The following is a 24,325-nucleotide window of genomic DNA, read 5'->3' on the forward strand; positions in this document are numbered from 1 at the left end:
TTAAAAAGTGAAACTATTATTAAAAACAAAATCTAGTAAAATCAGCTGGTTTTAGAGGATTTATATGTTGCGTAAAAAATCAGGTGAGATCGAATGGCTAGAATTTGAACTTTTACAAGAGGTTCCCCATCTTAAATCGGGAGTTTTTTTAAGACATGGAGGAATCAGCCAAGGTCCTTTTACATCGCTTAATTTGGGAGCAAATACGGGCGAACATGTAACTTATCATCGCAAGCAAGTGCAGCAGCTATTTAATTTTAAAGAAATAGTGACGGGGAACCAAGTGCATGGAGTTCATGCTGAATGGATACAATCATTTAAGCAGGATGTAGGAAATTGTGATATTTTACTAACCGATTTGTCTGAGATCGGCTTATTAATTACTCACGCAGATTGTCAGGCTGCAATTTTTTATGATCCCTTACGAAAGGCAATAGCCAATACACATGCAGGTTGGAGAGGAAATGTGGCTAATGTATATCGTGAAACAGTAAGAGCTATGCATAAAGCCTTTGGTTCTAATCCCGCTGATTTACTGGTTTGCATTTCGCCAAGCCTTGGCCCAAAACACGCAGAGTTTAAAAACTATAAGAAGGAATTTACCCCTGATTTCTGGAAATACCAAGTAACACCGTTTCATTTTGATTTATGGGCTATTGCTAAAGATCAATTAGAGGAAGCAGGGGTGTTACTTTCTCATATTGAGATTGCAAGCATGTGTACATATTGCAACGCAGAGGATTTTTATTCCTATCGCCGAGATCAAATAACAGGAAGAAATGGGACAATCATTGGCTTTACTGAGAAGGCATTTGATTAAAAAATAGAACGGCTTCTTTAGCAAGGCTTTCTTGGATTTTTTTGCGATCTACTCCTTGAGGGTCTTCATAGAATTTAGGATGTAAAAACCGCTTACCAACACTTGTGGCTCTATTGAGAAAAGTATAGTGATTAGCATTTCCTTTAAGAATTTTGAGCGACACGCGGTTCATGATTTTAGCAAACCACTTTGCATTCTGTTCTAGAGGTGCAATTTCATCTTGTTTTGATGCTACGATATAAAATGGAGGTTGAATCTTTTTTAAACTTTGCTCTGTAAACATCCATCCTAAAGCAGGGGCCATTACAAAAAAAGCAGAGATGCGTTGATCATGGAAAGATTGGAATACTTGCTTAAAATCCGTTTCCTTTAGCTTATCTAGGTAAACAGTTTTACCTAATTGTTGGTTACAGATTTGTTGAAATGTGCTTTGCTCAATTTCCTTTACACAAGCTCCAGCTATCCATAAACCTGTGGTTGCACCTAATGAATACCCACTAAATCCAATCCGATTTTGGTTAACACGATCTTGAAATAAACTATTATGTAAAATTTGATCGATAACAAAAGAGACATCTTTAGGCCTTTCCCAAGTTTTAATATAGAACTCTGGAATTTTATTATTCCAAGTATTGCCATAGTGATCCATAGAAGCTACGATATACCCATTAGCAGCTAATACTTCAGCAAGCCATGCAATATTAAAACGATCTCCACCATGGCCATGCGAGAGAACAACCAGAGGATAGGTTTGTTTTTGATTACTTAACACAGCATCTCTTGCTTCTCCACAACGCACCCACATACCTAAAGGATTGATAGATGGTGTTTCTGGATCAATAGGATACCATATTTCTGTAACAACAGGGCGTTTGCGCTCTACATCGTAAAAATGCAGGGTAGTAATCCCTGTTTTTTGAGGATGAAGGATAACCTTAGTAAAATATTGACTTAAGTATATTTTTTGACTTAAAGGCCATAGCACAAGCAGAAAAGCTGCTAGATAAAGAATCCAGTTAGTTTTCTTTTTACGCATTTTCAAGTTAAAACCTGTTTTTTTAGGTAGTATCTATTTTTTTTGATAAGAAATTTTTTACTAAAAAGGAAGCTCTTTTTTTATTCTTACGAAAGCATACCGCATAGGAAATAATCGTGGCATAAAATTCTTTGCTGAGCTGATTTCTTTTATTTTTAAAACATCAAGGATGTTATTTGGAAATATTTCTTTCAGCTTCTGTTAATATTCCTATTGCTTTGAGATTTTTAGCTTCATTAGCGTTCAAAGAGAAGTTTTACCTTTGCGATAATTAACTTTTGCTTATACTCCGACCTTAACTCCAGCATCGAGTAAAGCATTTAAGATGTTTAGAGCCTGTTTAAAATCTTCTCATTAAGGTATAATGATAGTTTTCATAAAACCTTTGGAGGTAGTTATGACCCGCTCTTATCCAAGCGATCTTTCTCGTAAACAATTTAGCAAAATCCATGGCCCTTTCAACCTTGAAGTGCACAAAAAAGAACATATAAATACTTGAAAAAACATCTATTGTGCACCCGAGCATAGCATGTTTGTAGATAATCTCGTAAACACTTCTAGTGGAGTTTCGAAGTTGAGAGCCTTTCTAGGTCTGTTATTTAGTAAAGTTTCCACCCTTTCTATATCCTTGGAAGTCGTATCTAAAAAGCTTTGTGTTTTAGGAAAATATTGCCTAACTAGTCCGTTTGTATGCTCATTTAAGCCTCTTTCCCAAGAATGGTAGGGCGTTGCAAAGTAGAAGTCTGTCTCTAGCTCGAAACTAACCATTTGGTGATAGGCAAATTCTTTTCCGTTGTCTGCTGTTAATGTGTGTACAAAATCTTTGATAGGTTTAAGTTGTTCAATTAACGCTTGACTTACTTCCTCTGCAGTTTTATGAGAAACTTTGGCGAGCTTAGTTAGCTTGGAAGTTCTTTCTACCATTGATACAATTACGCCTTTATGTCCTGCCCCTATGACTGTATCTAGTTCCCAGTCTCCTAAACGAGTCTTTTTTTCTACAATACAAGGCCGTTGCTTAATATCTATACTAGTGCCGATTCAAACGGCTAGCTTAATGGGATTTAAGTCAACGACTTGAAACTTGTCGTTTATCCTACATTTCAAAATATCTGTTATTTTCGGTATCTCTTCTAAGAAGAATCCTCTAATTGCCTGAAAAAAAGTCACCGACGTTTCGTAATATCGATTGTATACCGTCTTTTCCTTTAAGATCTTCCACAAGCGTTCAATAGGATTCAAATTCGGCGAATAAGGAGGGAGATAGTGCACTTTAATCCTAGAAGACATCAGAAAACTCTTCTAGTTTCTTCTTATTTTTGTTTGATCTTGCATTATCCAAATTACATGAATAATTCGAGCCTCTGTCTGTTTTTCTAGCTTCTTGAAAAAATCGAGCATTGCATCGGCATCAACTGTCTTATATTCCTCTGTAAAATCTTCATTCGTCAGGCAAAGAGCTCCAGCAAAATGCAATCGCAATTGTTTCCCGGATGTCTGCAAAGTCTTTTGAACGCCTTTTTTGATCCATCCACATACGGCTTGGGACTGATGTTCAGGATGCACAGCATCTATGAAATAGATCTCTTCATCAGGGTTTAAGGTCTCCTTTAAAGCCCTATATTGTTCTATGAAAATTCGTTGTTTTTCAGGAGCTAATTTCCCAGGAATCTTTTTAGGACGTTTATAAACAAATCCGTGCTGTATGAGCCAATCTGTCATGCCACTTCGGGAATATTTTATCCCATATTGCTCATGCACATAAGCTATGATCCCTTTGACTTTAAGATAGGTCTTTTCATGTAGGTGTTTTAGTAGAGACTCTTTTTGGTCTTGTGAAAGTTTTGATTTGCTACCGCCTCGAGGGCTACTTCCAGTTTTATTTTCGGAATCATATTCTCTGAGGTATTTCTGAACAGTGATAGGGCTTATCCGGAGTGTTTTAGCAAGATTTTTTGTTGAGATACCCTCATCATAGCCCAAAATTACACAAAGCCTATTCCGTTCAGAATAGTCTTTTGGATGCTTTAACTTGTGTTCTAAGTCAGCTCTCTGGCTAGGGATCAGTTTTTTCATACTCAATAGCTTAACACAAAACAAAATATTTTTCTATACGATTGAATCGGAACCACTATATACTAGTGCCGATTCAAACGGCTAGCTTAATGGGATTTAAGTCAACGACTTGAAACTTGTCGTTTATCCTACATTTCAAAATATCTGTTATTTTCGGTATCTCTTCTAAGAAGAATCCTCTAATTGCCTGAAAAAAAGTCACCGACGTTTCGTAATATCGATTGTATACCTTCTTTTCCTTTAAGATCTTCCACAAGCGTTCAATAGGATTCAAATTCGGCGAATAAGGAGGGAGATAGTGCACTTTAATCCTAGAAGACATCAGAAACTCTTCTAGTTTCTTATTTTTGTTTGATCTTGCATTATCCAAAATTACATGAATAATTCGAGCCTCTGTCTGTTTTTCTAGCTTCTTGAAAAAATCGAGCATTGCATCGGCATCAACTGTCTTATATTCCTCTGTAAAAATCTTCATTCCTGTCAGGCAAAGAGCTCCAGCAAAATGCAATCGCAATTGTTTCCCGGATGTCTGCAAAGTCTTTTGAACGCCTTTTTTGATCCATCCACATACGGCTTGGGACTGATGTTCAGGATGCACAGCATCTATGAAATAGATCTCTTCATCAGGGTTTAAGGTCTCCTTTAAAGCCCTATATTGTTCTATGAAAATTCGTTGTTTTTCAGGATCTAATTTCCCAGGAATCTTTTTAGGACGTTTATAAACAAATCCGTGCTGTATGAGCCAATCTGTCATGCCACTTCGGGAATATTTTATCCCATATTGCTCATGCACATAAGCTATGATCCCTTTGACTTTAAGATAGGTCTTTTCCTGTAGGTGTTTTAGTAGAGACTCTTTTTGGTCTTGTGAAAGTTTTGATTTGCTACCGCCTCGAGGGCTACTTCCAGTTTTATTTTCGGAATCATATTCTCTGAGGTATTTCTGAACAGTGATAGGGCTTATCCGGAGTGTTTTAGCAAGATTTTTTGTTGAGATACCCTCATCATAGCCCAAAATTACACAAAGCCTATTCCGTTCAGAATAGTCTTTTGGATGCTTTAACTTGTGTTCTAAGTCAGCTCTCTGGCTAGGGATCAGTTTTTTCATACTCAATAGCTTAACACAAAACAAAATATTTTTCTATACGATTGAATCGGAACCACTATATACGACCAGGCATGTTCCCTCTTCCAGAAGCTCCCTTTCTCTGCTTGTTATATTTTTTCCCTCGATGACGGAGCTCTCTATAAAGCTGTCCTCCCTGTCGTTTATCTTTCCAGATATGATTATAGATGGTCTCATGACTAACATGTTCTTTACCATGTCTTTTAAGCCATCCGGATATTTGTATAGGGCTCCATTGCAACTTGATTTTTTCTTCAATACGGGTAACTATTTGAGGAGTCATTTTTTTATTGGGCTGAGAATTTTTTCTAAGAAATGCTTTTTCTTGAGCTTGCTGATGACGGTATCCTCGTTGCCCTTTATTTCTCTTAAGTTCCCTACTAATAGTGCTATGATGAACTTTTAGAATGTTTGCTATTGAGCTAGATGTATCTCCTCTAGCTTTTAAAATATAAATCTGACATCTTTGGTCATAGGTTAGGTGATGGTAGCCTTTAGGCAAGGTCTCTCCTTGTGTTTGATTGTTAAAAATCACAATAGAGATTCTTTCATCGCCTGCCTATTCTTTTTTTAATTCTTCTGTGCACTTCAAACTTGAAAAGACTAGATTTAAAAGAAGCTAAAGACTCTGTCTTAAAAAAACAACAAAACGAAAACGAGTGTTTGGAGTTTCTTATTAATCATCCTAAGTGGAATGAAGCTCTTTCTGCTAATTACCGAGAAGAATATCAAGCTATCTTGGATGGAAGAGAAGAAGCTGCTGAACAAGAAGTTCCAGATAGTGTATGAAAGCGATTCATCGTAAAAATAGACCACACCTATTCCTTCCATGACTTGGAAAATCCATCTTAAAGTAGGGTTTGTCTCTTCCTTTAAGCTAGCCGTTTGAATTGGCACTACTATATACACCCATTTCTGTCAGTGATATTAGCTGTGGTAATGTGAATCGCATGAGGAAGCCCTTGGGTATCGACTGCTATATGTCTTTTTATTCCTGATATTTTTTTCCCTGCATCATATCCTTTCTTTTCCGCTGTATCAGTATTTTTAACACTTTGAGCATCAATAATTACAAAGCTTGTTTTCTCTTTCCGACCACTGCTTTTTCTGACCTCGCCAACCAATTTTTTTTAAAACTATTTCAAGAATACTCTTAGAATTTTTATCATCATTGTTTACGAGAAATATCGCTTGGATAAGAGCGGGTCATAACTACCTCCAAAGGTTTTATGAAAACTATCATTATACCTTAATGAGAAGATTTTAAACAGGCTCTAAGATCTTAAAAAACGCCTTTTATTTTGCAAGCAAAATATCGGCTCGGAGAGCTTATGAAGAATTAAGAGAATTTATATTCCCCTTGTGTGCAATTAGAGAACCATAGGATAAGAAATAAACTTCTTCTTAAGGGGTTTTTCACTTTTTGTTTCAGGCAGACGACTTATCCCGTGCCTTTGTAAGCATCGATGAAGGGTAGATCTTGTAAGGTTAAGGAATAGTGGACTGTAGAGTATACAAACAATCATCCAAGGAAAGAAGGGTATGCTTGCTAAAAGCAATAATTATAGCCTCTTCTTCATTGCTTAGGATAGTGGAATGAATCTTTTTAGGCCCCATAGGAGCATCGTGCTGAAACCCTCTCTTCCTCACTTAAGAACAGTTTTAGGGTTGAAACTCAACTCATCGCTGTGCTAGATGCTTTGCATCCTGAAAGGTTTGCCATGGTGTCTTCCCATAACAATATTTCCCAGAATGGACTCGCTCTTCATTGTACTCTTTTACCCATTTATCCATATCCATTTGCAGTTCTTCTAGAACAAGATAGCCAGGGTGTTGTGTTTCTATCTCTCCATGCGCTTCTTTTTCTTCTTTAGCTTTTTCAAGCGCTCTTAATTGATCTTCTGTAAAGATCAAGTGATCTTGAGCTGCTTTTGCTTCTAACGCCTTTAGTCTCTTCTTACATGTTTCTAGATCATGCCTTAGCCATATCGATCTCACTCCTCCTGGAGAAATGAGAACCCCTTTCTTTTTCATCTCATTGGAAACTCAGAGCTGTCCATATGCAGGTTTTTCTATAGCAAATGCAACTACGCTAGTTTCTATTTTTTCTTCCACTCTATTTTTAGGGCAGGGTTTCCTTCTAGAGATTTCTTGTAATGCGGCTTCTCCGCCTTTTTCATAAAGCTCTTTGTATGTATAAAAGCTTTCTCTTGAATATCCCATGTGCTTACATGCTTGAGATACATTTCCTAGCGTTTTTGCTAATTTTAAAAGGCCTAGTTTATTTTTTATCACTTTTCTCTCTATTGCTATATTCATAAATTACCACTTTGCTATTTGCTCATGCAACTACGGCATCACGCCGCAGTTGCATAAGCTGTTTTTCTTTGCTATTTACCAATAAGTGTCAATTTAAGTCTTGTCTATTACATTTGCGATTTAATCTTATCGCAGGGATTCACAATTTAGAGTTGCTTTGAGGAATTTCGAAAGAAGTCTAATACATAGGGTTTTATGCCAACTAAATAGCTTGATTTTTTTTAAAAATCTTTATTTTTATTCTTAAAAAAATTACATATAAATTAAAGGAAGGTATAAATGAAAAAAATATTGGTTCAAATTATAATTTTACTAAATACTTTTATTTATGCTACTGAAACAAGAGATGTACCGGTTTTGATTTTAGGAGGAGGACCGGCTGGTTTAACAGCTGCTATTTATTGTGGACGCTCTGGGATTAAACCGGTTGTCATTACAGGAGATAGCATAGGGGGTATGATTACGCAATCCCCTAGAGTAGAAAACTGGCCAGGCAGGGATGTGATTTCAGGAATTGAACTAGGTAAAGACCTTGAAAATCAGGCGCGTCTAAATGGAGCCGAGCTGCTTAGAGAGGAAGTAATTGATGTAGTACTTTCGCACGATCTTTTTCAAAAAGCCCATCAAATAACAACTCGTTCTTTAATTACTCAGGAGGAAGTGATATACTATACGTCTATTTTGGTAGTCGCTTTAGGAGCAACCCCTAATAAATTGCACGTTCCTGGAGAACAGAGCTATTGGTCTAAGGGAGTATATAGTTGTGCAGTATGTGATGGGGGATTTTACAAGGACAAAACCGTAGCAGTGGTAGGAGGGGGGGATGGAGCTTTAACAGAAGCACAGTATCTTGCTAACCTTGCTAAAAAAGTTTATATCATAGTACGCGGAAGAGTTTTTCGTACTGTAGAAAAACAAAGAGAGAAACAAGTTGTGTCTCTGCCAAATATAGAAGTTCTCTATCAAACTATAGTAAAAGAGATAAAAGGGGAAAAAGATCGGGTAAGCTATCTTATTTTATCCAATCAAAAACACAAAAAAAGTTATCATCTGCCAGTAGATGCTTTATTTTTAGCTATTGGATCTGTGCCAAACACAGAGTTATTTGCCAGTCAATTAGAGCTAGATTCAGGATATATTCGGTTGAAGGAACACCAAAAAACCTCTATTAAGGGAGTATATGCTGCAGGAGAGGTAGCAGATCCTGAATTTAAACAGGCAGTTTGCGCAGCAGCAGATGGCGCTAAAGCAGCTATGCAATTACAAAAAGAGATCAATAAACCATGTAAGCCTTGCGAGCTTCTGCAAAATAGATTAAAAAAGGAAATATAAATGAAAAATATTCTCATTCTTTTAAGTGGTTTATTTATGGTTTGCTCTTTGCCGGTTTATTCTGCAAATAAGCAATCGCTTAAAACAGGAAATACTCCTTTAGAAGTCTCTTCTTTAAAGGAAATCTATGAGCTTTTAGAAAATCGAAAAATAGTTTTCATCGACTTTTATAAAGATTCTTGCCCTCCTTGCGAGCAGTTCAAACCCTTATATGAAAGTTGGGCTCGTCTATTTAATAAGCAAATTATCTTTATAAAAATCAACGCAAGTAATCCAAAGACAGATAACTTATGTAAAAAGTTTGAAATAACTAGCTTGCCTACTTTGATTGTTTTAGATGATCAAGGAGAGGAAATTGCTAAGCATATAGGGATGGAGGAAATAAAGAAGATGAATATAAAAAATTTTTTAGCTTATGTAGAAGATTAAGGATTCAAATAAGTCAATAGGCGGTTCTTCCAGCCAGGTAGCCAGCGCGATTCATCCCTAGGTGCATTTGCTACCCGGTTTTCAAGCAATAAATTAGCAGCTTTCACAAAATCTTGGACGGGGTTAGTTGGTTGATTTGACATATTTTGTATCACTTGTTTTAACCCCCATCCTTGATTTGCATATTGCTCTTTGAGAGTAGTTCCCTCTCCTTTGAAATTAATATAATCTATAATGGCGTATTTTCCATTAGAGGTTTGGGCAAGCAGACGTATTTTTTTGATAAAAGATGTTTTTTCTTTAAGAGGAAGAGAAAAAAGAATATTTGCAATGGCCTTTTGAGACCGCTGTGCAATAAAGAGCATTTGCAATTCAATGGTCTGAGTGAGTAGTTTTTTTAAGCTTTGCTTACGTGAATCTTTGGTTTGGTCAAATTCTTGTTTAGAGTACCAGGGACAATCTTTTTCTTTCTTGAGCCAAGAGGGGATGGAAACACGATGTTTTTGTAAGAATAGAAGAAAGTCAGGAAATGTATCTGCAAATTGCTTTTGCCTGTCTTTTGGATACCAAATAAAATGACCGATCCCTAAGGAGAGAAAATCTTCACCGGTATTCCAGCTTAGCAATTTGTGAGTAGTTGCGCCACATTCATTCTGCCAAATTTTTTTACCAATAAAATGTGCTTCCTTTTTGGAAAGACTAAAATAGCAAGCGTGGGAAATGTTTATTTTGCCCTGACAATTAGTTATCAACAATAGAAGAAGCAGTAATCTTAAAAGCATAAAATTTATTTGTAAATGTTAAGAGAAATAATACCACTTGCAAATGCAGGTGTATTGCGGCCTGCTATAGTAAACCAACAACCAGCGATCATTCCTACGTTATGATTGAAATTATACTCAATTGCAGGCGCAATGCTTATTTGCTCTTTTGAAGTAGCATCTATTAAATGAGGGATACCATTCAAATGACCTCTATCTTCTTTAAAACGTGTTTTATTAATATGTGTATATTCTAAATCACAAGCTAAAACAAAGCGTTGAGTAAAAGACCATTCTAGCCCCAATAGAGAAATAAAAAATTGTCCGGGAAATACTTTGCCTTTTGTATGAGGTCCTCCTCCATAGGAATTTAATCCTTTTACATGAACTGGATTAGGAAGATGATAGCTTAAATTAAGACGAGTTGCTAGAAAGTGAGAGCAGCCCATTTGAAATGTTCGTCCAATAACTAAACCAATTCCTGGAAAGTAACCTCCCAATCCTCCTGCGTCTAAGCCTTGTTTATCCAAGCTCAGGTGTTGATATTTTCCTGTAGGCAAGGCGGCAAGCAATCTTAGTTTAACCGCAGGCCCAGTGGGATTCGCTTTGTATAATTGAAAGCCAAGGGATATGGGAATATCTCCAAATGCCCGTGCATGAATATCTTTCTTATGCTTATACAATACTAAGGGATTGAACTGAAAATCACAAATCTTTGACAACCCGAATTGGGCATCTAATACGAAGGAACCAATAAATAAGTGGGGCATAGAGTGGTTTTTCCAATAAGCATTGTAATATCCATAGGTATTTGTGAGGAACAAATAGGATTGTATGTTGTAGTTACCTTTAGGAACAACATTTGCAGTTGGTGTAAGCAAAGGCCCTGTGAACCAGGGCTTAGCGATATGATGCATATGAGGAGAGTTTGCAAATCCCGTTAGAGAAGAACATAAAATAACAACTGGAATTAGAGTTTTTTTTAAAAAGACCATGTTTTAGCTGTTTAATTCCTTATTATTTAGAATGGGTTTGATCAATAGGTATAAGTAGATTTTTTTATATCTCATCCGTATATTTTTATATAAGTACTTGAAAAAGTCAGGTTAATTAAGGTAAAAAATGATAGCATTGCTTTGTACATACACTAATCCAATATGAAAATAGAAACTTTAACTCTACCGGGTATCAGCTTAATTAAGCCACAGAGATTTTTTGATCAAAGGGGTTTTTTTTCGGAAATGTTCCATAAGCAACGCTATATAGAAAAAGGAATTCATTGTGAATTTGTCCAGGATAATCATTCTTTTTCTCAACGTGGAACTTTAAGAGGAATGCACTTTCAGAGAGCGCCAGGTCAAGCAAAACTGATTTGGGTAATGCAAGGGGTTATTTTTGATGTAGTGGTGGACATTTGTCCGACGCGTTCTACTTTTGGTAAATGGCTAGGAATTTATTTGGATGCGGAAAAAGGAGAACAGTTATTTATTCCTACAGGATATGCGCATGGATTTTGTGTAATGAGTGAAACTGCTCATGTTTGCTATAAGGTGAGTAGTTGTTTCGATCCATTAGAGGAAAAGGGATTTCGTTACGATGATCCTGATATAGGAATTAACTGGCCTCTTTCTTCAGTAATCCTTTCTGAAAAAGATCGCAATCAACCATTTTTACGGCAAATAACATGAAGATTTGGATTTTAGGTGGCAAAGGGATGTTGGCTAGTGTATGCGCAAAAATATGTGCACAGAGAAATTTGCAGTTTATTGTTGATGATAGATCTTTAGCCGATATCACAGATTATAATCGTTTACTACAAAGAGCTAGATGGATACAACCAACACATGTGATTAATTGCGCCGCGTATACCCATGTAGATCGAGCAGAAAAAAATCCTGAGTTAGCTTTTTTGGTAAATGCAACAGGGGCTTCTTTTGTAGCAAAAGTAGCAAAGCTAGTGGGTGCGCACTTAATGCATATTTCCACCGATTATGTATTTTCAGGAGATCAGCAAACTCCTTATTGCGAAGAGGATACACCTTGTCCTATAAATGTGTATGGCGCAAGCAAACTAGAAGGAGAAAATCTAGTATTAGATATTCATCCTAATGCGTGTATTCTTCGCACTTCTTGGGTTTTTGGTGCAGGAGGAAAAAGTTTCATCAGTTCTTTATTATCCCTATTGCAAAACCAAGAAGAGATTCATGTAGTCCAAGACCAATGGGGGTGTCTTACTTATTGTTATGATTTAGCTTCTGTTATTTTGAATCTTATACAAGAAAAAGGAATTTATCATTTTGTGAATCGAGGTGTTTGTTCTCGTTTTGATGTTGCAAAAAAGCTTTTTGAGGAGTTGCAAGATCGCATCTTTTGTAAGAAAATTATTCCTACTTCAGCTATTAAATATGTAAATATGGCGAAACGCCCCAGGTTTAATGTATTAGGGACACAGAAAATTTCTAAAAAGCTAAACAACTCTCCCAGACATTGGAAAAAGGCATTAGGAGAATTTTTCATAGATGCGATCACGGTTTAGATCTTTGTTAGTTACGGGTGGTGCCGGCTTTATTGGTTCTTGCTTTATTCGTTATGGATTAAACAAGGTTTATGGAGTTGAGAAAATAGTAAATCTCGATACCTTAACCTATGCTGGCAATATGCATAATTTAGAACCTGTTCAAAATGATATGCGTCATATATTTGTGCAAGCAAATATTTGTAATCAAAAAAGAGTAGCACAGCTCTTAAAAGAACATCAGATTGAAGCAATTGTGCATTTTGCTGCAGAAAGCCACGTCGATAGAAGTATTTTAGGGCCAAAGAAGTTTTTAGAGACTAATGTAGGAGGAACTCTTGCACTACTAGATCTTGTACGCTTATCTCCTCAAATTCACTTTCATCATGTGTCTACCGATGAAGTATATGGGTCTTTGACTCATCAAGACACTCCTTTTAAGGAGACATCCCTTTATAAACCTAATTCTCCTTATGCAGCTTCCAAAGCAGCAGCAGATCACTTTGTGCGTGCATATGCCCATACGTATAAACTTTCAACTACTATTTCCCATTGCTCCAATAATTATGGACCTTGTCAACATCCAGAGAAGTTTATTCCAAAAATGATTGCAGGCTGTTTGCATAAATCCTTTCTGCCTATATATGGAGAAGGAATGAACATTCGCGATTGGTTATTTGTTGAAGATCACGTTAAGGCTATTTGGACAATTTTAGAGCAAGGAGTTGTAGGAGAGTCTTATGCTATAGGAGGAGGATGCGAGAAAACAAATATCGATGTACTTCATTCTATCATTGATACTTTTTCTGCCTTAAAAAATGAAGATTCGACCCAGTTAAAGCTTCTCATCAAAAAAGTAGCTGATAGACCAGGACATGATTTGCGTTATTCTATTGATGCTACTAAGCTTAAAAAAAATCTTGGCTGGGTACCTGTATATGGTTTTGAATCCTCTTTGAAAAGGACCATCTGCTGGTATTTAGAATACCCAAAGAGGTTAGAATGTTAAAGATTATTTGCGTAATACCTGCTAGGTTATATTCCACGCGGTTTCCTAAGAAAATCCTCGCCTTATTACATGATAAACCTTTAATCCAATGGGTATGGGAAAAAGCATGTTCTATCTCTTGTTTTGATCAAGTGGTGATTGCTGTAGATGCAGAAGAGACAAGAGAGGTTGTCCAATGCTTCGGCGCTAATTATATCATGACATCTCAAGAATGCCCAACAGGAACAGATCGGTTGATCGAAGTTATGCAAAAATGTTCTATGCGAGCAGATATATGGGTTAATTGGCAAGCAGATGAGCCATTTATCAGTGAGCAAATGATCAAAGATCTTTTGCAGGCAACTTCCGATAGCGATATATGGACTTTGAAAAAAAGAATTATTAATCCTTCCGATATTTTATCCCCTCATATTACAAAAGTTATCTGTAATCATGAAGGACATGCACTTTATTTTTCTCGTAGTGCTATCCCTCATTATCGCGATCAAAATCCATTACAATTGTATTATCAGCATATTGGGCTTTATGCTTTTTCTCAAACAGCTCTAGAGAAGATCTCTCAATTAGATTCTTGTGACATTGAAGAAGCAGAAAAATTAGAACAGTTGCGCTTTTTGTTTCATAATCTACGCATTCGTGTAAATGAAACTTTAGAGAGCTCTTTAGGGATCGATCTTCCCGAACATCTTGCTAAAGCGGAAAAGTATTTAGGATTGCTATCTTCTTGACATGTTTTTTAGCATCGAGTAACTTCCGATATATCTAAAAGATACAAGGTATTAAAGATGAAGGTCTTTTTATTGCTTCTTTTTTTGATAACCGATTTAAGAGCAACAACCCCTCCATGGGGGGCTAATAGACATTCCTTGCTTGTTGAACACGCTCGAAAACTAGCAAAAGATCTCAAGAAATATCCTTCTTTTTCCTTTCCTACACCAGTAGAAGAAGTATTTCAGCTATTTCCTAATCAGCGTATTCCTATATTTGCCTATGGAAGTTTATTATATCCTAAGTCTGCTCTCAAAACAATTTCCCAAACAACAATTGACACACATCGCCTGGTAATAGCTTACGGGTTTCAACGTGCATTTAACTATAAAGCATCCCTTTCAAAAAAATTATCGCGCCAAACTGATGTAGCGATGTTAAATCTATTCACAACTAATCCTTTTGATACGGTAAATGGAGTTTTAATGTGGGTGACTCATGATGAATTCAAAAAACTTGTTCAAAGAGAAGAGGGTTATCATTTAAGACCTGTTATTGTGAGTGATTGGGAGCAGGGTTTAAAACCTGAGATTTCTCAACCCAATTTTTGGCTCGCTTATGTGTTTATGGTGCCTTCTGATTCTTCTTATTCTCATCATAAAATCAATCCTTATCCTCCTTATGCAAATGAAGCTTTATTAGGAGCGGAAAGATATGGGGGCATCTTTTTCACCTTCTGGCTAAAAACTACTTTTTTAGCTGATCTAACCACACCTTTTTCTGCTTGGATAGAGAACCCACAGATCGATTGCAATCAAGAAACGCTTTGCAACTAATTCAATAGTTTTAACTGTTCGTTTTGCATAGTTATAATTAGATGGATTAGATTTAGATGGATTAGTAATATAGTTATTTAAATCGACATTGATAAAACAGCTTGATCTAAGGCTTCGGATAAATTAGCTACAGTAGGTAAAAGTTCTCGGATTTTCGTTTTCATATTGGCCCAATATTTTTCGATAGGATTTAAGTCCGGTGAATAAGGCGGGAGAAAGAGCATTTCGTATCCACTTTCCTCTATCAATGTTCTAGTTGTCTTTGATTTATGAAAGCTCGCGTTATCGAGAATCAAAACTTGGCCATGAGTCAAATTTGGAATCAATTCCTGTTTTAGCCATACATTAAATAGATCCGTATTGCAAGTTCCTTCAAAACACATCGGTGCCAGCAATTTCTTCCCTTGTAGTGCCGAAATTACACTCTGTCTACCAAATCGTTTTCCTGAAATTCCTCCAAATATTTGTTTTCCCCTCGCGCTCCTCGCATATTGCCTATGCACATATTGACTGATTCCGCTCTGATCCAAATAGACCCTTTTTTCAGGAGAAATTGCTTCTATCTTTTTTAGATATTCCGCTCTTGCTTCCGCATTCCTTTCCTTATAAAACGCAATCTTTTTTTTCTTGTGATCTTGAGTCTTTTCAAAGCGTAAAAGATTGCTTGCAAAGTCAAACCAAAATGCTTTGCAATCTCTGATAAAAAATGATCGGGGTTTTTTTCTACATAAGCGATTAATCTCTGATCATCAATTTTCTTATAAGTGCTTTTCTTTTTTAGAGGTTCTACGTTTCCTCTTTGTTTCTTACGCTTTACCCATCGGTAGACAGTTGCAATCCCAACTTGAAATAGCTGGCTGGCCTTCATTTTGTCGTTATTTTCTTCTAGGTATTGAAGCACTCGTTTTCTTAGATCCATTGAATAAGGTTTAGGCATTTCTCTACCTCCATATATTTTGTTGGAGAAAAATATACAACTTTATCAATAATATTTTAAATAACTATAACTGATCTAATAGATGTGGAAAATTTTTTTAAATGGGTTGCAGATTCTGCTTTGTATACGAAAGACAAGTTATTGAAAAATAATGACTACATATGGGTTACATGCGTCCGCGAAACAATTACTGAAGCAAGAAGACTAATAGAAAAAACAGAGGAAGAAATCGTTTGGGAGAACCGAGAAAAAGGATACAAAACCTCAGGCTTTAAGTCTTTGTATGGAGGAATTGAGCAAAGATGGCTGTTGGTGTTTTCAGAACAAGCATATTTGTGAGAGAAGAAAACTTTAGAGAAGAAGCTAAAGCAAGTTCTGTGGCATTTTGAAAATCAGGAATTTCATTGTGAGGAAGGAGCTGTTAAAGCTTTTGAAGTGGTTAGGAAGAGGCACAAATTGCATGTGATTGAGGCATAAATAGTGTCTATTAGTAAGTAGCTAGGTCGAGGCAAAGTATTGTAGAAAAAAGGACTCGTTTAGGAGACTGGGAACTAGATACAGTCATAGGGGCAGGACATAAAGGCGTAATTGTATCAATGGTAGAAAGAACTTCCAAGCTAAATTAAGCTCGCCAAAGTTTCTCATAAAACTGCAGAGGAAGTAAGTCAAGCGTTAATTGAACAACTTAAACCTATCGAAGATTTTGTATACACATTAACAGCAGATAACGGAAAAGAATTTGCCTATCACCAAATGGTTAGTTTCGAGCTAGAGACAGACTTCTACTTTGCAACGCCCTACCATTCTTGGGAAAGAGGCTTAAATGAGCATACAAACGGACTAGTTAGGCAATATTTTCCTAAAACACAAAGCTTTTTAGATACGACTTCCAAGGATATGGAAAGGGTGGAAACTTATACTAAATAACAGACCTAGAAAGGCTCTCAACTTCGAAACTCCACTAGAAGTGTTTAGGAGATTATCTACAAACATGCTATGCTCGGGTGCACAATAGATGTTTTTTCAAGTATTTATATGTTCTTTTTTGTGTACTTCGAGGTTGAAAGGGCCAATCTTAAAAAGGTCGAAGACTTTTCACTCTAATTTCGTTTGAAAATAGAATGAAATTATTTAAGTTTTCAATCTGACTTTATAAGCGTATGTTATTGCATATTAAATAGGTGTGTTTCTTTTTTTAATTAAAGTGTCTATTTGCGAATAGAAATTTTGAGGCTTTTGATTGAGAAAATCTATAGCATTCAGATAGTATAGAAGGAATTTTATAGGAAATATATGTCGACCCAGCAACTTATGGAAGAGCGCTCAGAATATAAATTTGGTTTTACAACCTCAATTGAAACAGAAAGTTTTTCAAAAGGACTATCAGAGGATACGGTTCGCGCTATTTCAGCAAAAAAAGAAGAACCCGCTTTTTTACTAGAATTTCGTTTACAAGCGTTTGCCAAATGGAAGCAAATGAAAGAACCAAAGTGGGGAAATTTACGTTATACACCGATTGATTATCAAGATATTTCTTATTATTCTGCGCCTAAAAAAAAGCAATCTTTAAATGGTTTAGATGAAGTAGATCCTGAAATTTTAAAAACATTTGCAAAGTTAGGTATTCCTTTAGATGAGCAGAAAAGACTAGCTAATGTGGCTGTAGATGTTGTCTTTGATTCTGTTTCTTTGGGGACTACTTTTCATAAAGCTTTAGTAGAATCAGGTGTGATCTTATGTTCGATTTCAGAAGCGATAAAACTTTATCCAGAATTGGTAGAAAGGTATCTGGGAAGTGTTGTTCCGATTGGAGATAACTTTTTTGCAGCGCTTAATTCAGCTGTGTTCTCAGACGGCTCTTTTGTGTACGTTCCTAAAGGTGTGCGCTCTCCTATTGAATTATCTACCTATTTTCGCATAAATGACCGAGAAAGCGGACAGTTTGAAAGAACGTTAATTCTTGCTGAAGAAAGTTCTTACGTAAGTTACTTAGAGGGATGTACAGCCCCTGCTTTTAATAAAAATCAATTACATGCAGCAGTCGTTGAATTGGTTGCCATGGATTATGCGGAAATTAAATATTCTACAGTGCAGAATTGGTACTCAGGAGATCCTAAGACAGGGCTTGGAGGGATCTATAACTTTGTTACTAAAAGAGGGCGGTGTCAAGGGGTCAACTCAAAAATTTGTTGGACACAGGTAGAAGCTGGCGCTGCAATTACATGGAAATATCCAAGCTGTATTCTACAAGGAGATAACTCAGTTGGAGAATTTTATTCGGTAGCTCTGACCAATGGCATGATGCAAGCAGATACCGGTACGAAAATGATTCATCTAGGTAAAAACACACGATCTACAATCATATCTAAAGGAATTTCAGCGGATAAATCCCATAATACATACCGCGGTCTTGTTAAAATTGCTCCTCGTGCGGAAGGAGCTCGTAATTATACGCAATGTGATTCAATGTTAATTGGCAATCAATGTTCTGCTAATACCTTTCCTTATATCGAAATAGCTAATGAAACAGCCCAATTAGAACACGAGGCTTCTACTTCAAAAATGAATGAGGAGCAACTATTTTATTTAGAAACCAGGGGGATTTCTCGAGAAGATGCGATTAATTTAATCGTTAATGGATTTTGCAAAAAAGTCATTCAGGAATTACCTCTAGAGTTTGCTGTTGAAGCACAAAAATTATTAACTTTAAAATTAGAGAATTCTGTTGGATAGCATGTTAGAAATTAAACAATTACAAGCAGCCGTTGCAGGAAAAACTATCTTAAAAGGACTGAATTTACAGATAAACCCTGGAGAAATTCATGCAGTTATGGGGCCAAATGGCGCTGGCAAGTCTACTTTAGCAAAAATTTTAGCAGGAGACCCCTCTTATGATATCACTGCAGGAGATCTCATTTTCGAAGGGAAGAGTTTATTGGAATTAAGCGCGCATGAAAGAGCTCATTTAGGAATATTTCTAGGATTTCAATATCCTGTAGAGATTACAGGAGTTTCTAATTTTCAATTCCTACATGCAGCTTATAATGCAAAGCGCAAGGCACAGCTGCTAGAATCTCTATCTGAAGAGGCATTTAATGAAATTATGCAAGAAAAAATGCAGCTTGTGGAAGTGAAAAGCGAATTTAAATCGCGGAGCATTAACGAGGGATTTTCAGGTGGAGAAAAAAAGAAAAATGAGATCCTGCAGATGGCTGTTTTAGAACCAAAACTTGCTATTCTTGATGAAACCGATTCTGGGTTGGATATTGATGCTATGAAAGTGGTTGCCAAAGGCATTCAAAGCGCTTTAAAACCAGATTCAAGTTTACTGTTAATAACCCATTATCAACGCTTACTCGATTATATTAAACCTCATTTTGTTCATGTTGTTTTAGATGGGGTAATTGTAAAATCAGGCTCAGCTGTCCTTGCATTAGAACTGGAGAAAAAAGGATATGACTGGCTTAACTAAACAAGAGCAGCCTCTGCTTTTACAACATTTAGAAGCACAGTTTGAAAAACTTAAAACAGCAGATGCTCTCAGCTTTTACCGTCAGCTAGCATGGAAAAAATTTCAAGAACTAGGAATACCAAATCGTACTCAGGATGCGTTTAGATATGTTTCTTTATATGATTTATCTGCTGTAGCAATCGATCAGGCAAGCGATAGCCCTAAAGTAGATAAAGAGCAGTTTGAATCAGAGATTCTTCCGGAAAGCAAACACAGCTATCTTGTCTTTATTAACGGTTGTTTTGATTCTGAATTAAGCAATTTTTCAGCGCTGCCTCCTCAAATCAAGATTTTGTCTTTATCGGAAGCAATGCTTTCCCATAAAGCCTTTTTACAACATCATCTTCAACAGCAAATTCAAAGAGAACAAGATTCTTTTGCCGCTTTAAATTTAGCGCTGCACTCTAGTGGTTTATTTGTTTACATTCCTCCAAAAATTGTAGTAAACACACCTATTCAATGTTTACAAATTGTAACAGAAAAGTCTCTTTTTATAACGCCTCGTATGCAAATTGTAGCAGGAGCCCATACGCAGACAAAGTGGGTCTTTTCTTGTTTGGATCACAAAAGCAATACCTACTTAAGTTTGCCTCTATTAGATTTTGCATTGGAAGAGAAAGCAGAGGTTTTTGCGCATTCTGTAGAATATCATAGAGAGTATAGGTGGCAGTTTTCTTCTTTAAGAGCTATTTTAAAAAAAAATGCCTCTTTTCATGCAATGCATTTGAGCGCAGGCGGCAAAGTGTCTAGAATAAATGCGCATATTTACTTAAAAGAAAAAGAGAGTAAAACCCAGCTAAAGGGCCTTCTTAATCTCTGTGGAAAAGCTACTTCACATTGTCATTTAACCATTGAGCATAAAGCACCAGATACGAGTTCTTTGCAACACTTTAAGGGGATCTTAAATGATTTTAGCCGGTCGAGTTTTGAAGGGAAAATTAAAGTGGACTCTGAAGCACAAGGAACGCGGGCTTATCAATTAAATAACAACTTGCTTTTAAGTTGCGGAGCAATTGCTAATAGTAAACCTAATCTAGAGATTTTTGCAGATGATGTGAAAGCCTCTCATGGTGCTACAGTTTCTCAATTGAATAGAGATCAGCTCTTTTATTTAGAGACAAGAGGTTTGAGTCCTACAGAAGCTAAAGAGATGCTTCTTAGCGCTTATGTCCAAGAAATTATCCAAGAAATCCCTTACCGCTCTTTAATAGAGCAAATTTTGAGAGAAATGTTTTGAACCAGGAATTTAATGTTTGGAAAATACGTCAAGATTTTCCTATGCTAAGTCAGTTAATGTATGGCCGTCCTTTTATTTACTTAGACTCAGCAGCTACAACTCAGAAGCCGCAGATTGTAATTAATGCAATATCCGATTTTTATACAAACAGTTATGCAACGGTGAATCGTTCTGTTTATGATTTTGCAAGTAAAGCAAGTGCTTATTACAATATTGTTCGCCGAAAAATTAAACGTTTTTTTAATGCTGCTTTTGTTGAGGAGATTATATTTACAAAAAGCACAACGGAATCCATTAATCTTGTTGCCCACTGCTTGAGTAAACTCTGTTTACAACCAGGTGATGAAGTGCTTATTTCTGAAATGGAACATCATTCCAATATTATTCCTTGGTATATGTGCTGCAAAGAAAGAGGAGCTCAGCTTAAAGTAGTCCCTGTAAGTGAATCTGGAGAGTTAATTTTTGAAGAATTCCAAAAACTGCTTTCCAATAAGACCAAAATTGTAAGCATTGTACATATGTCAAATGTTTTAGGTACCGTTAATCCTATTGAAGAAATTGTTAGAGAAGCTCATGCAAAAGGTGCTAAAGTAGTTGTCGATGGAGCTCAAAGCGCACCTCACATGCTAATCGATGTGCAAAAGTTAGGGGTAGATTTCTATGCTTTTTCAGCACATAAAATGTATGGTCCAACAGGATTAGGGGTATTATACGGCAAGCGTTCTTTATTAGAAATGATGCCTCCCTATCAAGGGGGAGGAGATATGATTGATGAAGTAGCATTTGATAGAGTCACTTATCAAGAACCTCCTTTAAAATTTGAAGCGGGAACCCCCATGATTGCAGAAGTTGTAGGTTTAGGCGCAGCTATAGATTATATAGAATCGATAGATCAAAAACTAATTACTATATGGGAAAAAGATCTACTGGAATATGCAACACAGCAGCTCAATCGAATTAAAGGATTGAAAATTATTGGTATAGCTCAGCAAAAAGGGCCTATTGTAAGCTTTTCTATTGATGGATTTCATCCTCTTGATTTAGCCACATTGCTTGATTTAAGAGGGATTGCAATAAGAACAGGGCATTTGTGTGCCCAGCCTATCTTAAAGCGTTATCATTTAAGCTCTTTATTAAGAATCTCCTTAGCTTTTTACAATACTTTTGAGGAAATTGATTTTTTTATCCATGCTTTAAAAGAATGTCTTCTATTGCTAAAACCTGAAATTTCTTACTAACTAAAAACAAATAGATAGTTTTAAATTTTATTTTCTGTTAGCTTTTTATTATCTATTTTAAACAATTTTTTCTTTTATGAGTATAATTACCGACTATCCTTTAGGGGTAAAAACTATTTTTAATTCTAAGATCCTGTTTAAAATCTTTTCAAAAGTAGAGCAATAAAAGCAAGAACCACCATATTCAGGCTTGTATGTAGTTTTCTTTCGCAATTTTTTCATAGCCTGCGACATTTTTCTATCCACGCAAAAGAACGCTCTACAACCCATCTTTTGGGAATAACTGTAAAAGTATGAAGTGTATTTCTTTTGGCTATTTCTACTATACATCCTAATATCTCCTGCACGCTCTTTGCAAATTTTTCTCCAGAATATCCTCCATCTGCTAAAACATTTTTTACACCGAACAAATGGTTTTTATGTAGTGAAAATGCTTCTATACACCCATTTCTGTCAGTGATATTAGCGGCGGTAATGTGAATCGCATGAGGAAGCCCTTGGGTATCGACTGCTATATGTCTTTTTATTCCTAATATTTTTTTCCCTGCATCATATAGTCTTTTCAAGTTTGAAGTGCACAGAAGAATTAAAAAAAGAATAGGCAGGCGATGAAAGAATCTCTATTGTGATTTTTAACAATCAAACACAAGGAGAGACCTTGCCTAAAGGCTACCATCACCTAACCTATGACCAAAGATGTCAGATTTATATTTTAAAAGCTAGAGGAGATACATCTAGCTCAATAGCAAACATTCTAAAAGTTCATCATAGCACTATTAGTAGGGAACTTAAGAGAAATAAAGGGCAACGAGGATACCGTCATCAGCAAGCTCAAGAAAAAGCATTTCTTAGAAAAAATTCTCAGCCCAATAAAAAAATGACTCCTCAAATAGTTACCCGTATTGAAGAAAAAATCAAGTTGCAATGGAGCCCTATACAAATATCCGGATGGCTTAAAAGACATGGTAAAGAACATGTTAGTCATGAGACCATCTATAATCATATCTGGAAAGATAAACGACAGGGAGGACAGCTTTATAGAGAGCTCCGTCATCGAGGGAAAAAATATAACAAGCAGAGAAAGGGAGCTTCTGGAAGAGGGAACATGCCTGGTCGTATAGATATTAAGCAACGGCCTTGTATTGTAGAAAAAAAGACTCGTTTAGGAGACTGGGAACTAGATACAGTCATAGGGGCAGGACATAAAGGCGTAATTGTATCAATGGTAGAAAGAACTTCCAAGCTAACTAAGCTCGCCAAAGTTTCTCATAAAACTGCAGAGGAAGTAAGTCAAGCGTTAATTGAACAACTTAAACCTATCAAAGATTTTGTACACACATTAACAGCAGACAACGGAAAAGAATTTGCCTATCACCAAATGGTTAGTTTCGAGCTAGAGACAGACTTCTACTTTGCAACGCCCTACCATTCTTGGGAAAGAGGCTTAAATGAGCATACAAACGGACTAGTTAGGCAATATTTTCCTAAAACACAAAGCTTTTTAGATACGACTTCCAAGGATATAGAAAGGGTGGAAACTTTACTAAATAACAGACCTAGAAAGGCTCTCAACTTCGAAACTCCACTAGAAGTGTTTACGAGATTATCTACAAACATGCTATGCTCGGGTGCACAATAGATGTTTTTTCAAGTATTTATATGTTCTTTTTTGTGCACTTCAAGGTTGAAAGGGCCTATCCTTTCTTCTCCGCTGTATCAGTATTTTTAACACTTTGAGCATCAATAATTACAAAGCTTGTTTTCTCTTTCCGACCTCGCCAACCAATTTTTTTTAAAACTATTTCAAGAATACTCTTAGAATTTTTATCATCTTTTTTATTCCAAAGATGGAAATAATAATAACATAATTCCCATTTAGGATATTCTATGGGCAGGGCTTACGCATGAAGAATTTCCTTTGCACCTACTAGATCTAATAAATAATCTTTACGACATGATGCAATGAAGCGCCGTTTACGTAAACTGAATAGATGAAGAATGAATGAATCCTTCCATTTTATACTCCTTATGAAAAAGGAGCCAGAATCATTTTTTATCTCTCAATTATCAAGCAAAATCTTCATGCGTTGGCCCTGATTCTATGGGTAACATACGCCACTGGCAACCACTTTTTAAAATGTACAAAATTCCACAAAAAATATCATATAGATCAACTCTTCGTGGACGTGTTTTTTTGCGTGTAGACTCAAGTATTAGATGGATTTTGCTAAATTGTTTACGAGAAATATCGCTTGGATAAGAGCGGGTCATAACTACCTCCAAAGGTTTTATGAAAACTATCATTACTACTATATACTAGTTTGATTTCAAATTAAGAATTGCATAAATAGGTTTTTTTGAAAAAACTGCTCTATCTTGCAAGGAGATGTTATTTTTTGTATAAAAATGTTTATACATTCAAACTCTTAATTTAA

28 protein-coding genes and 4 pseudogenes are annotated in these 24,325 nt (G+C 36.2%); 17 read left to right on the forward strand and 15 right to left on the reverse strand.

All coding sequences use genetic code 11. The annotated features are described in order from the left end of the window. Positions 1 to 64: 64 nt before the first annotated feature. Positions 65 to 820 (forward strand): peptidoglycan editing factor PgeF, encoded by a 756-nt coding sequence (pgeF, locus tag RHABOEDO_RS01675; RefSeq protein ID WP_215217606.1) that lies wholly within the window; start codon positions 65 to 67, stop codon positions 818 to 820. Here pgeF and RHABOEDO_RS01680 read toward each other — a convergent pair. Continuing rightward, positions 798 to 1,856 carry an alpha/beta hydrolase family protein gene (locus RHABOEDO_RS01680; protein WP_215217605.1) on the reverse strand — a complete coding sequence of 353 codons (1,059 nt, stop codon included), beginning with the start codon at positions 1,854 to 1,856 and terminating at the stop codon, positions 798 to 800. The genes pgeF and RHABOEDO_RS01680 overlap by 23 nt on opposite strands. A gap of 364 nt (positions 1,857 to 2,220) precedes the next feature. On the opposite strand from RHABOEDO_RS01680, the gene RHABOEDO_RS11075 reads away from it, so the two are divergent. Further along, entirely contained in the window at positions 2,221 to 2,355 is a 135-nt protein-coding gene (locus RHABOEDO_RS11075) for a hypothetical protein (protein ID WP_256439928.1), read from the forward strand. Positions 2,356 to 2,363: 8 nt separating this feature from the next. On the opposite strand, the gene RHABOEDO_RS01685 is transcribed toward RHABOEDO_RS11075, so the two are convergent. From RHABOEDO_RS01685 to RHABOEDO_RS01705, 5 genes are all read right to left on the reverse strand, one after another. Then, positions 2,364 to 2,897: an IS30 family transposase gene (locus tag RHABOEDO_RS01685; RefSeq protein WP_220017857.1), complete on the reverse strand. Its 534-nt coding sequence runs from the start codon at positions 2,895 to 2,897 to the stop codon at positions 2,364 to 2,366. Then, positions 2,898 to 3,146, reverse strand: coding sequence for a transposase (locus RHABOEDO_RS01690; RefSeq protein WP_220017696.1), 249 nt, complete (start codon positions 3,144 to 3,146; stop codon positions 2,898 to 2,900). A 12-nt stretch (positions 3,147 to 3,158) separates the two neighbouring features. Next, on the reverse strand, positions 3,159 to 3,932 hold the full coding sequence (locus tag RHABOEDO_RS01695) for an IS630 family transposase (RefSeq protein ID WP_220017697.1): 774 nt from the start codon (positions 3,930 to 3,932) through the stop codon (positions 3,159 to 3,161). Between the two features lie 73 nt (positions 3,933 to 4,005). Beyond that, positions 4,006 to 5,040 (reverse strand): IS630 family transposase, encoded by a 1,035-nt coding sequence (locus RHABOEDO_RS01700; RefSeq protein WP_215216421.1) that lies wholly within the window; start codon positions 5,038 to 5,040, stop codon positions 4,006 to 4,008. A gap of 55 nt (positions 5,041 to 5,095) precedes the next feature. Next, positions 5,096 to 5,593, reverse strand: coding sequence for an IS30 family transposase (locus RHABOEDO_RS01705; RefSeq protein ID WP_220017503.1), 498 nt, complete (start codon positions 5,591 to 5,593; stop codon positions 5,096 to 5,098). A 59-nt stretch (positions 5,594 to 5,652) separates the two neighbouring features. Between RHABOEDO_RS01705 and RHABOEDO_RS01710 the strand changes: the two genes are divergently transcribed. Beyond that, entirely contained in the window at positions 5,653 to 5,847 is a 195-nt protein-coding gene (locus tag RHABOEDO_RS01710; protein WP_215217784.1) for a hypothetical protein, read from the forward strand. A gap of 113 nt (positions 5,848 to 5,960) precedes the next feature. Here RHABOEDO_RS01710 and RHABOEDO_RS01715 read toward each other — a convergent pair. From RHABOEDO_RS01715 to RHABOEDO_RS01725, 3 pseudogenes are all read right to left on the reverse strand, one after another. Next, a pseudogene (locus tag RHABOEDO_RS01715) lies at positions 5,961 to 6,188 on the reverse strand (transposase); the annotation flags it as partial. A gap of 249 nt (positions 6,189 to 6,437) precedes the next feature. Then, positions 6,438 to 6,728: pseudogene (locus RHABOEDO_RS01720) on the reverse strand (IS481 family transposase); the annotation flags it as partial. A gap of 148 nt (positions 6,729 to 6,876) precedes the next feature. Next, a pseudogene (locus RHABOEDO_RS01725) lies at positions 6,877 to 7,377 on the reverse strand (helix-turn-helix domain-containing protein); the annotation flags it as partial. Between the two features lie 279 nt (positions 7,378 to 7,656). Here RHABOEDO_RS01725 and RHABOEDO_RS01730 point away from each other — a divergent pair. Together RHABOEDO_RS01730 and RHABOEDO_RS01735 are read left to right on the forward strand one after the other, a co-directional pair. After that, positions 7,657 to 8,709 carry an NAD(P)/FAD-dependent oxidoreductase gene (locus tag RHABOEDO_RS01730; protein ID WP_215217337.1) on the forward strand — a complete coding sequence of 351 codons (1,053 nt, stop codon included), beginning with the start codon at positions 7,657 to 7,659 and terminating at the stop codon, positions 8,707 to 8,709. Next, positions 8,710 to 9,138, forward strand: coding sequence for a thioredoxin family protein (locus tag RHABOEDO_RS01735; RefSeq protein WP_215217338.1), 429 nt, complete (start codon positions 8,710 to 8,712; stop codon positions 9,136 to 9,138). On the opposite strand, the gene RHABOEDO_RS01740 is transcribed toward RHABOEDO_RS01735, so the two are convergent. Together RHABOEDO_RS01740 and RHABOEDO_RS01745 are read right to left on the reverse strand one after the other, a co-directional pair. Then, positions 9,135 to 9,920: a hypothetical protein gene (locus RHABOEDO_RS01740; RefSeq protein ID WP_215217339.1), complete on the reverse strand. Its 786-nt coding sequence runs from the start codon at positions 9,918 to 9,920 to the stop codon at positions 9,135 to 9,137. The genes RHABOEDO_RS01735 and RHABOEDO_RS01740 overlap by 4 nt on opposite strands. A 5-nt stretch (positions 9,921 to 9,925) precedes the next feature. Then, positions 9,926 to 10,894: a hypothetical protein gene (locus tag RHABOEDO_RS01745; protein WP_215217340.1), complete on the reverse strand. Its 969-nt coding sequence runs from the start codon at positions 10,892 to 10,894 to the stop codon at positions 9,926 to 9,928. 162 nt (positions 10,895 to 11,056) lie between these two features. Between RHABOEDO_RS01745 and rfbC the strand changes: the two genes are divergently transcribed. The 5 genes from rfbC to RHABOEDO_RS01770 are packed head-to-tail and all read left to right on the forward strand — an operon-like array spanning position 11,057 to position 14,967. After that, positions 11,057 to 11,587 (forward strand): dTDP-4-dehydrorhamnose 3,5-epimerase, encoded by a 531-nt coding sequence (rfbC, locus tag RHABOEDO_RS01750; RefSeq protein ID WP_215217341.1) that lies wholly within the window; start codon positions 11,057 to 11,059, stop codon positions 11,585 to 11,587. After that, complete coding sequence (gene rfbD / locus RHABOEDO_RS01755; protein WP_215217342.1) at positions 11,584 to 12,435, forward strand: dTDP-4-dehydrorhamnose reductase; 852 nt, start codon at positions 11,584 to 11,586, stop codon at positions 12,433 to 12,435. Before rfbC ends, rfbD begins: the two co-directional genes overlap by 4 nt. A 4-nt stretch (positions 12,436 to 12,439) precedes the next feature. Further along, a complete protein-coding gene (rfbB, locus tag RHABOEDO_RS01760) occupies positions 12,440 to 13,423 on the forward strand; it encodes a dTDP-glucose 4,6-dehydratase (protein ID WP_245397539.1) in 984 nt (327 codons plus the stop codon). Then, the gene (gene kdsB / locus RHABOEDO_RS01765) at positions 13,417 to 14,151 is read left to right on the forward strand and encodes a 3-deoxy-manno-octulosonate cytidylyltransferase (protein WP_215217344.1); all 735 of its coding nucleotides are present in this window, start codon (positions 13,417 to 13,419) and stop codon (positions 14,149 to 14,151) included. Before rfbB ends, kdsB begins: the two co-directional genes overlap by 7 nt. Positions 14,152 to 14,208: 57 nt before the next feature. Beyond that, the gene (locus tag RHABOEDO_RS01770) at positions 14,209 to 14,967 is read left to right on the forward strand and encodes a hypothetical protein (protein ID WP_215217345.1); all 759 of its coding nucleotides are present in this window, start codon (positions 14,209 to 14,211) and stop codon (positions 14,965 to 14,967) included. A 77-nt stretch (positions 14,968 to 15,044) separates the two neighbouring features. Here RHABOEDO_RS01770 and RHABOEDO_RS01775 read toward each other — a convergent pair whose 3' ends face one another. Both RHABOEDO_RS01775 and RHABOEDO_RS01780 read right to left on the reverse strand, forming a co-directional pair. Continuing rightward, positions 15,045 to 15,584 (reverse strand): IS630 family transposase, encoded by a 540-nt coding sequence (locus RHABOEDO_RS01775; RefSeq protein ID WP_320412789.1) that lies wholly within the window; start codon positions 15,582 to 15,584, stop codon positions 15,045 to 15,047. Then, on the reverse strand, positions 15,536 to 15,904 hold the full coding sequence (locus tag RHABOEDO_RS01780; protein ID WP_215216866.1) for an IS630 transposase-related protein: 369 nt from the start codon (positions 15,902 to 15,904) through the stop codon (positions 15,536 to 15,538). Before RHABOEDO_RS01780 ends, RHABOEDO_RS01775 begins: the two co-directional genes overlap by 49 nt. Positions 15,905 to 15,988: 84 nt before the next feature. On the opposite strand from RHABOEDO_RS01780, the gene RHABOEDO_RS01785 reads away from it, so the two are divergent. From RHABOEDO_RS01785 to RHABOEDO_RS01810, 6 genes are all read left to right on the forward strand, one after another. Next, the gene (locus tag RHABOEDO_RS01785; protein ID WP_215216983.1) at positions 15,989 to 16,243 is read left to right on the forward strand and encodes a hypothetical protein; all 255 of its coding nucleotides are present in this window, start codon (positions 15,989 to 15,991) and stop codon (positions 16,241 to 16,243) included. A 336-nt stretch (positions 16,244 to 16,579) separates the two neighbouring features. Then, complete coding sequence (locus RHABOEDO_RS01790) at positions 16,580 to 16,831, forward strand: IS30 family transposase (protein WP_245397583.1); 252 nt, start codon at positions 16,580 to 16,582, stop codon at positions 16,829 to 16,831. 366 nt (positions 16,832 to 17,197) lie between these two features. Then, complete coding sequence (gene sufB / locus RHABOEDO_RS01795) at positions 17,198 to 18,637, forward strand: Fe-S cluster assembly protein SufB (RefSeq protein ID WP_215217535.1); 1,440 nt, start codon at positions 17,198 to 17,200, stop codon at positions 18,635 to 18,637. 1 nt (position 18,638) lies between these two features. Further along, entirely contained in the window at positions 18,639 to 19,376 is a 738-nt protein-coding gene (gene sufC / locus RHABOEDO_RS01800) for a Fe-S cluster assembly ATPase SufC (protein ID WP_215217534.1), read from the forward strand. Then, positions 19,360 to 20,652, forward strand: coding sequence for a Fe-S cluster assembly protein SufD (sufD, locus tag RHABOEDO_RS01805; protein WP_215217533.1), 1,293 nt, complete (start codon positions 19,360 to 19,362; stop codon positions 20,650 to 20,652). The genes sufC and sufD overlap by 17 nt, the downstream gene beginning before the upstream one ends. Continuing rightward, positions 20,649 to 21,890, forward strand: a complete 1,242-nt coding sequence (locus tag RHABOEDO_RS01810) for an aminotransferase class V-fold PLP-dependent enzyme (RefSeq protein WP_245397540.1) — start codon at positions 20,649 to 20,651, stop codon at positions 21,888 to 21,890. Before sufD ends, RHABOEDO_RS01810 begins: the two co-directional genes overlap by 4 nt. Before the next feature lie 137 nt (positions 21,891 to 22,027). Here the strand turns inward: RHABOEDO_RS01810 and RHABOEDO_RS01815 are convergent. Continuing rightward, positions 22,028 to 22,444: pseudogene (locus tag RHABOEDO_RS01815) on the reverse strand (IS5 family transposase); the annotation flags it as partial. Positions 22,445 to 22,515: 71 nt separating this feature from the next. Here RHABOEDO_RS01815 and RHABOEDO_RS01820 point away from each other — a divergent pair. Further along, positions 22,516 to 23,529, forward strand: coding sequence for an IS30 family transposase (locus RHABOEDO_RS01820; protein ID WP_215216525.1), 1,014 nt, complete (start codon positions 22,516 to 22,518; stop codon positions 23,527 to 23,529). A gap of 428 nt (positions 23,530 to 23,957) precedes the next feature. Here the strand turns inward: RHABOEDO_RS01820 and RHABOEDO_RS01825 are convergent, their stop codons facing one another. Continuing rightward, positions 23,958 to 24,161, reverse strand: coding sequence for a transposase (locus RHABOEDO_RS01825; RefSeq protein WP_434062179.1), 204 nt, complete (start codon positions 24,159 to 24,161; stop codon positions 23,958 to 23,960). Positions 24,162 to 24,325 lie beyond the last annotated feature (164 nt).

It is taken from the genome of Candidatus Rhabdochlamydia oedothoracis (assembly GCF_019453995.1).
GTDB classification, from domain to species: Bacteria; Chlamydiota; Chlamydiia; order Chlamydiales; family Rhabdochlamydiaceae; genus Rhabdochlamydia; species Rhabdochlamydia oedothoracis.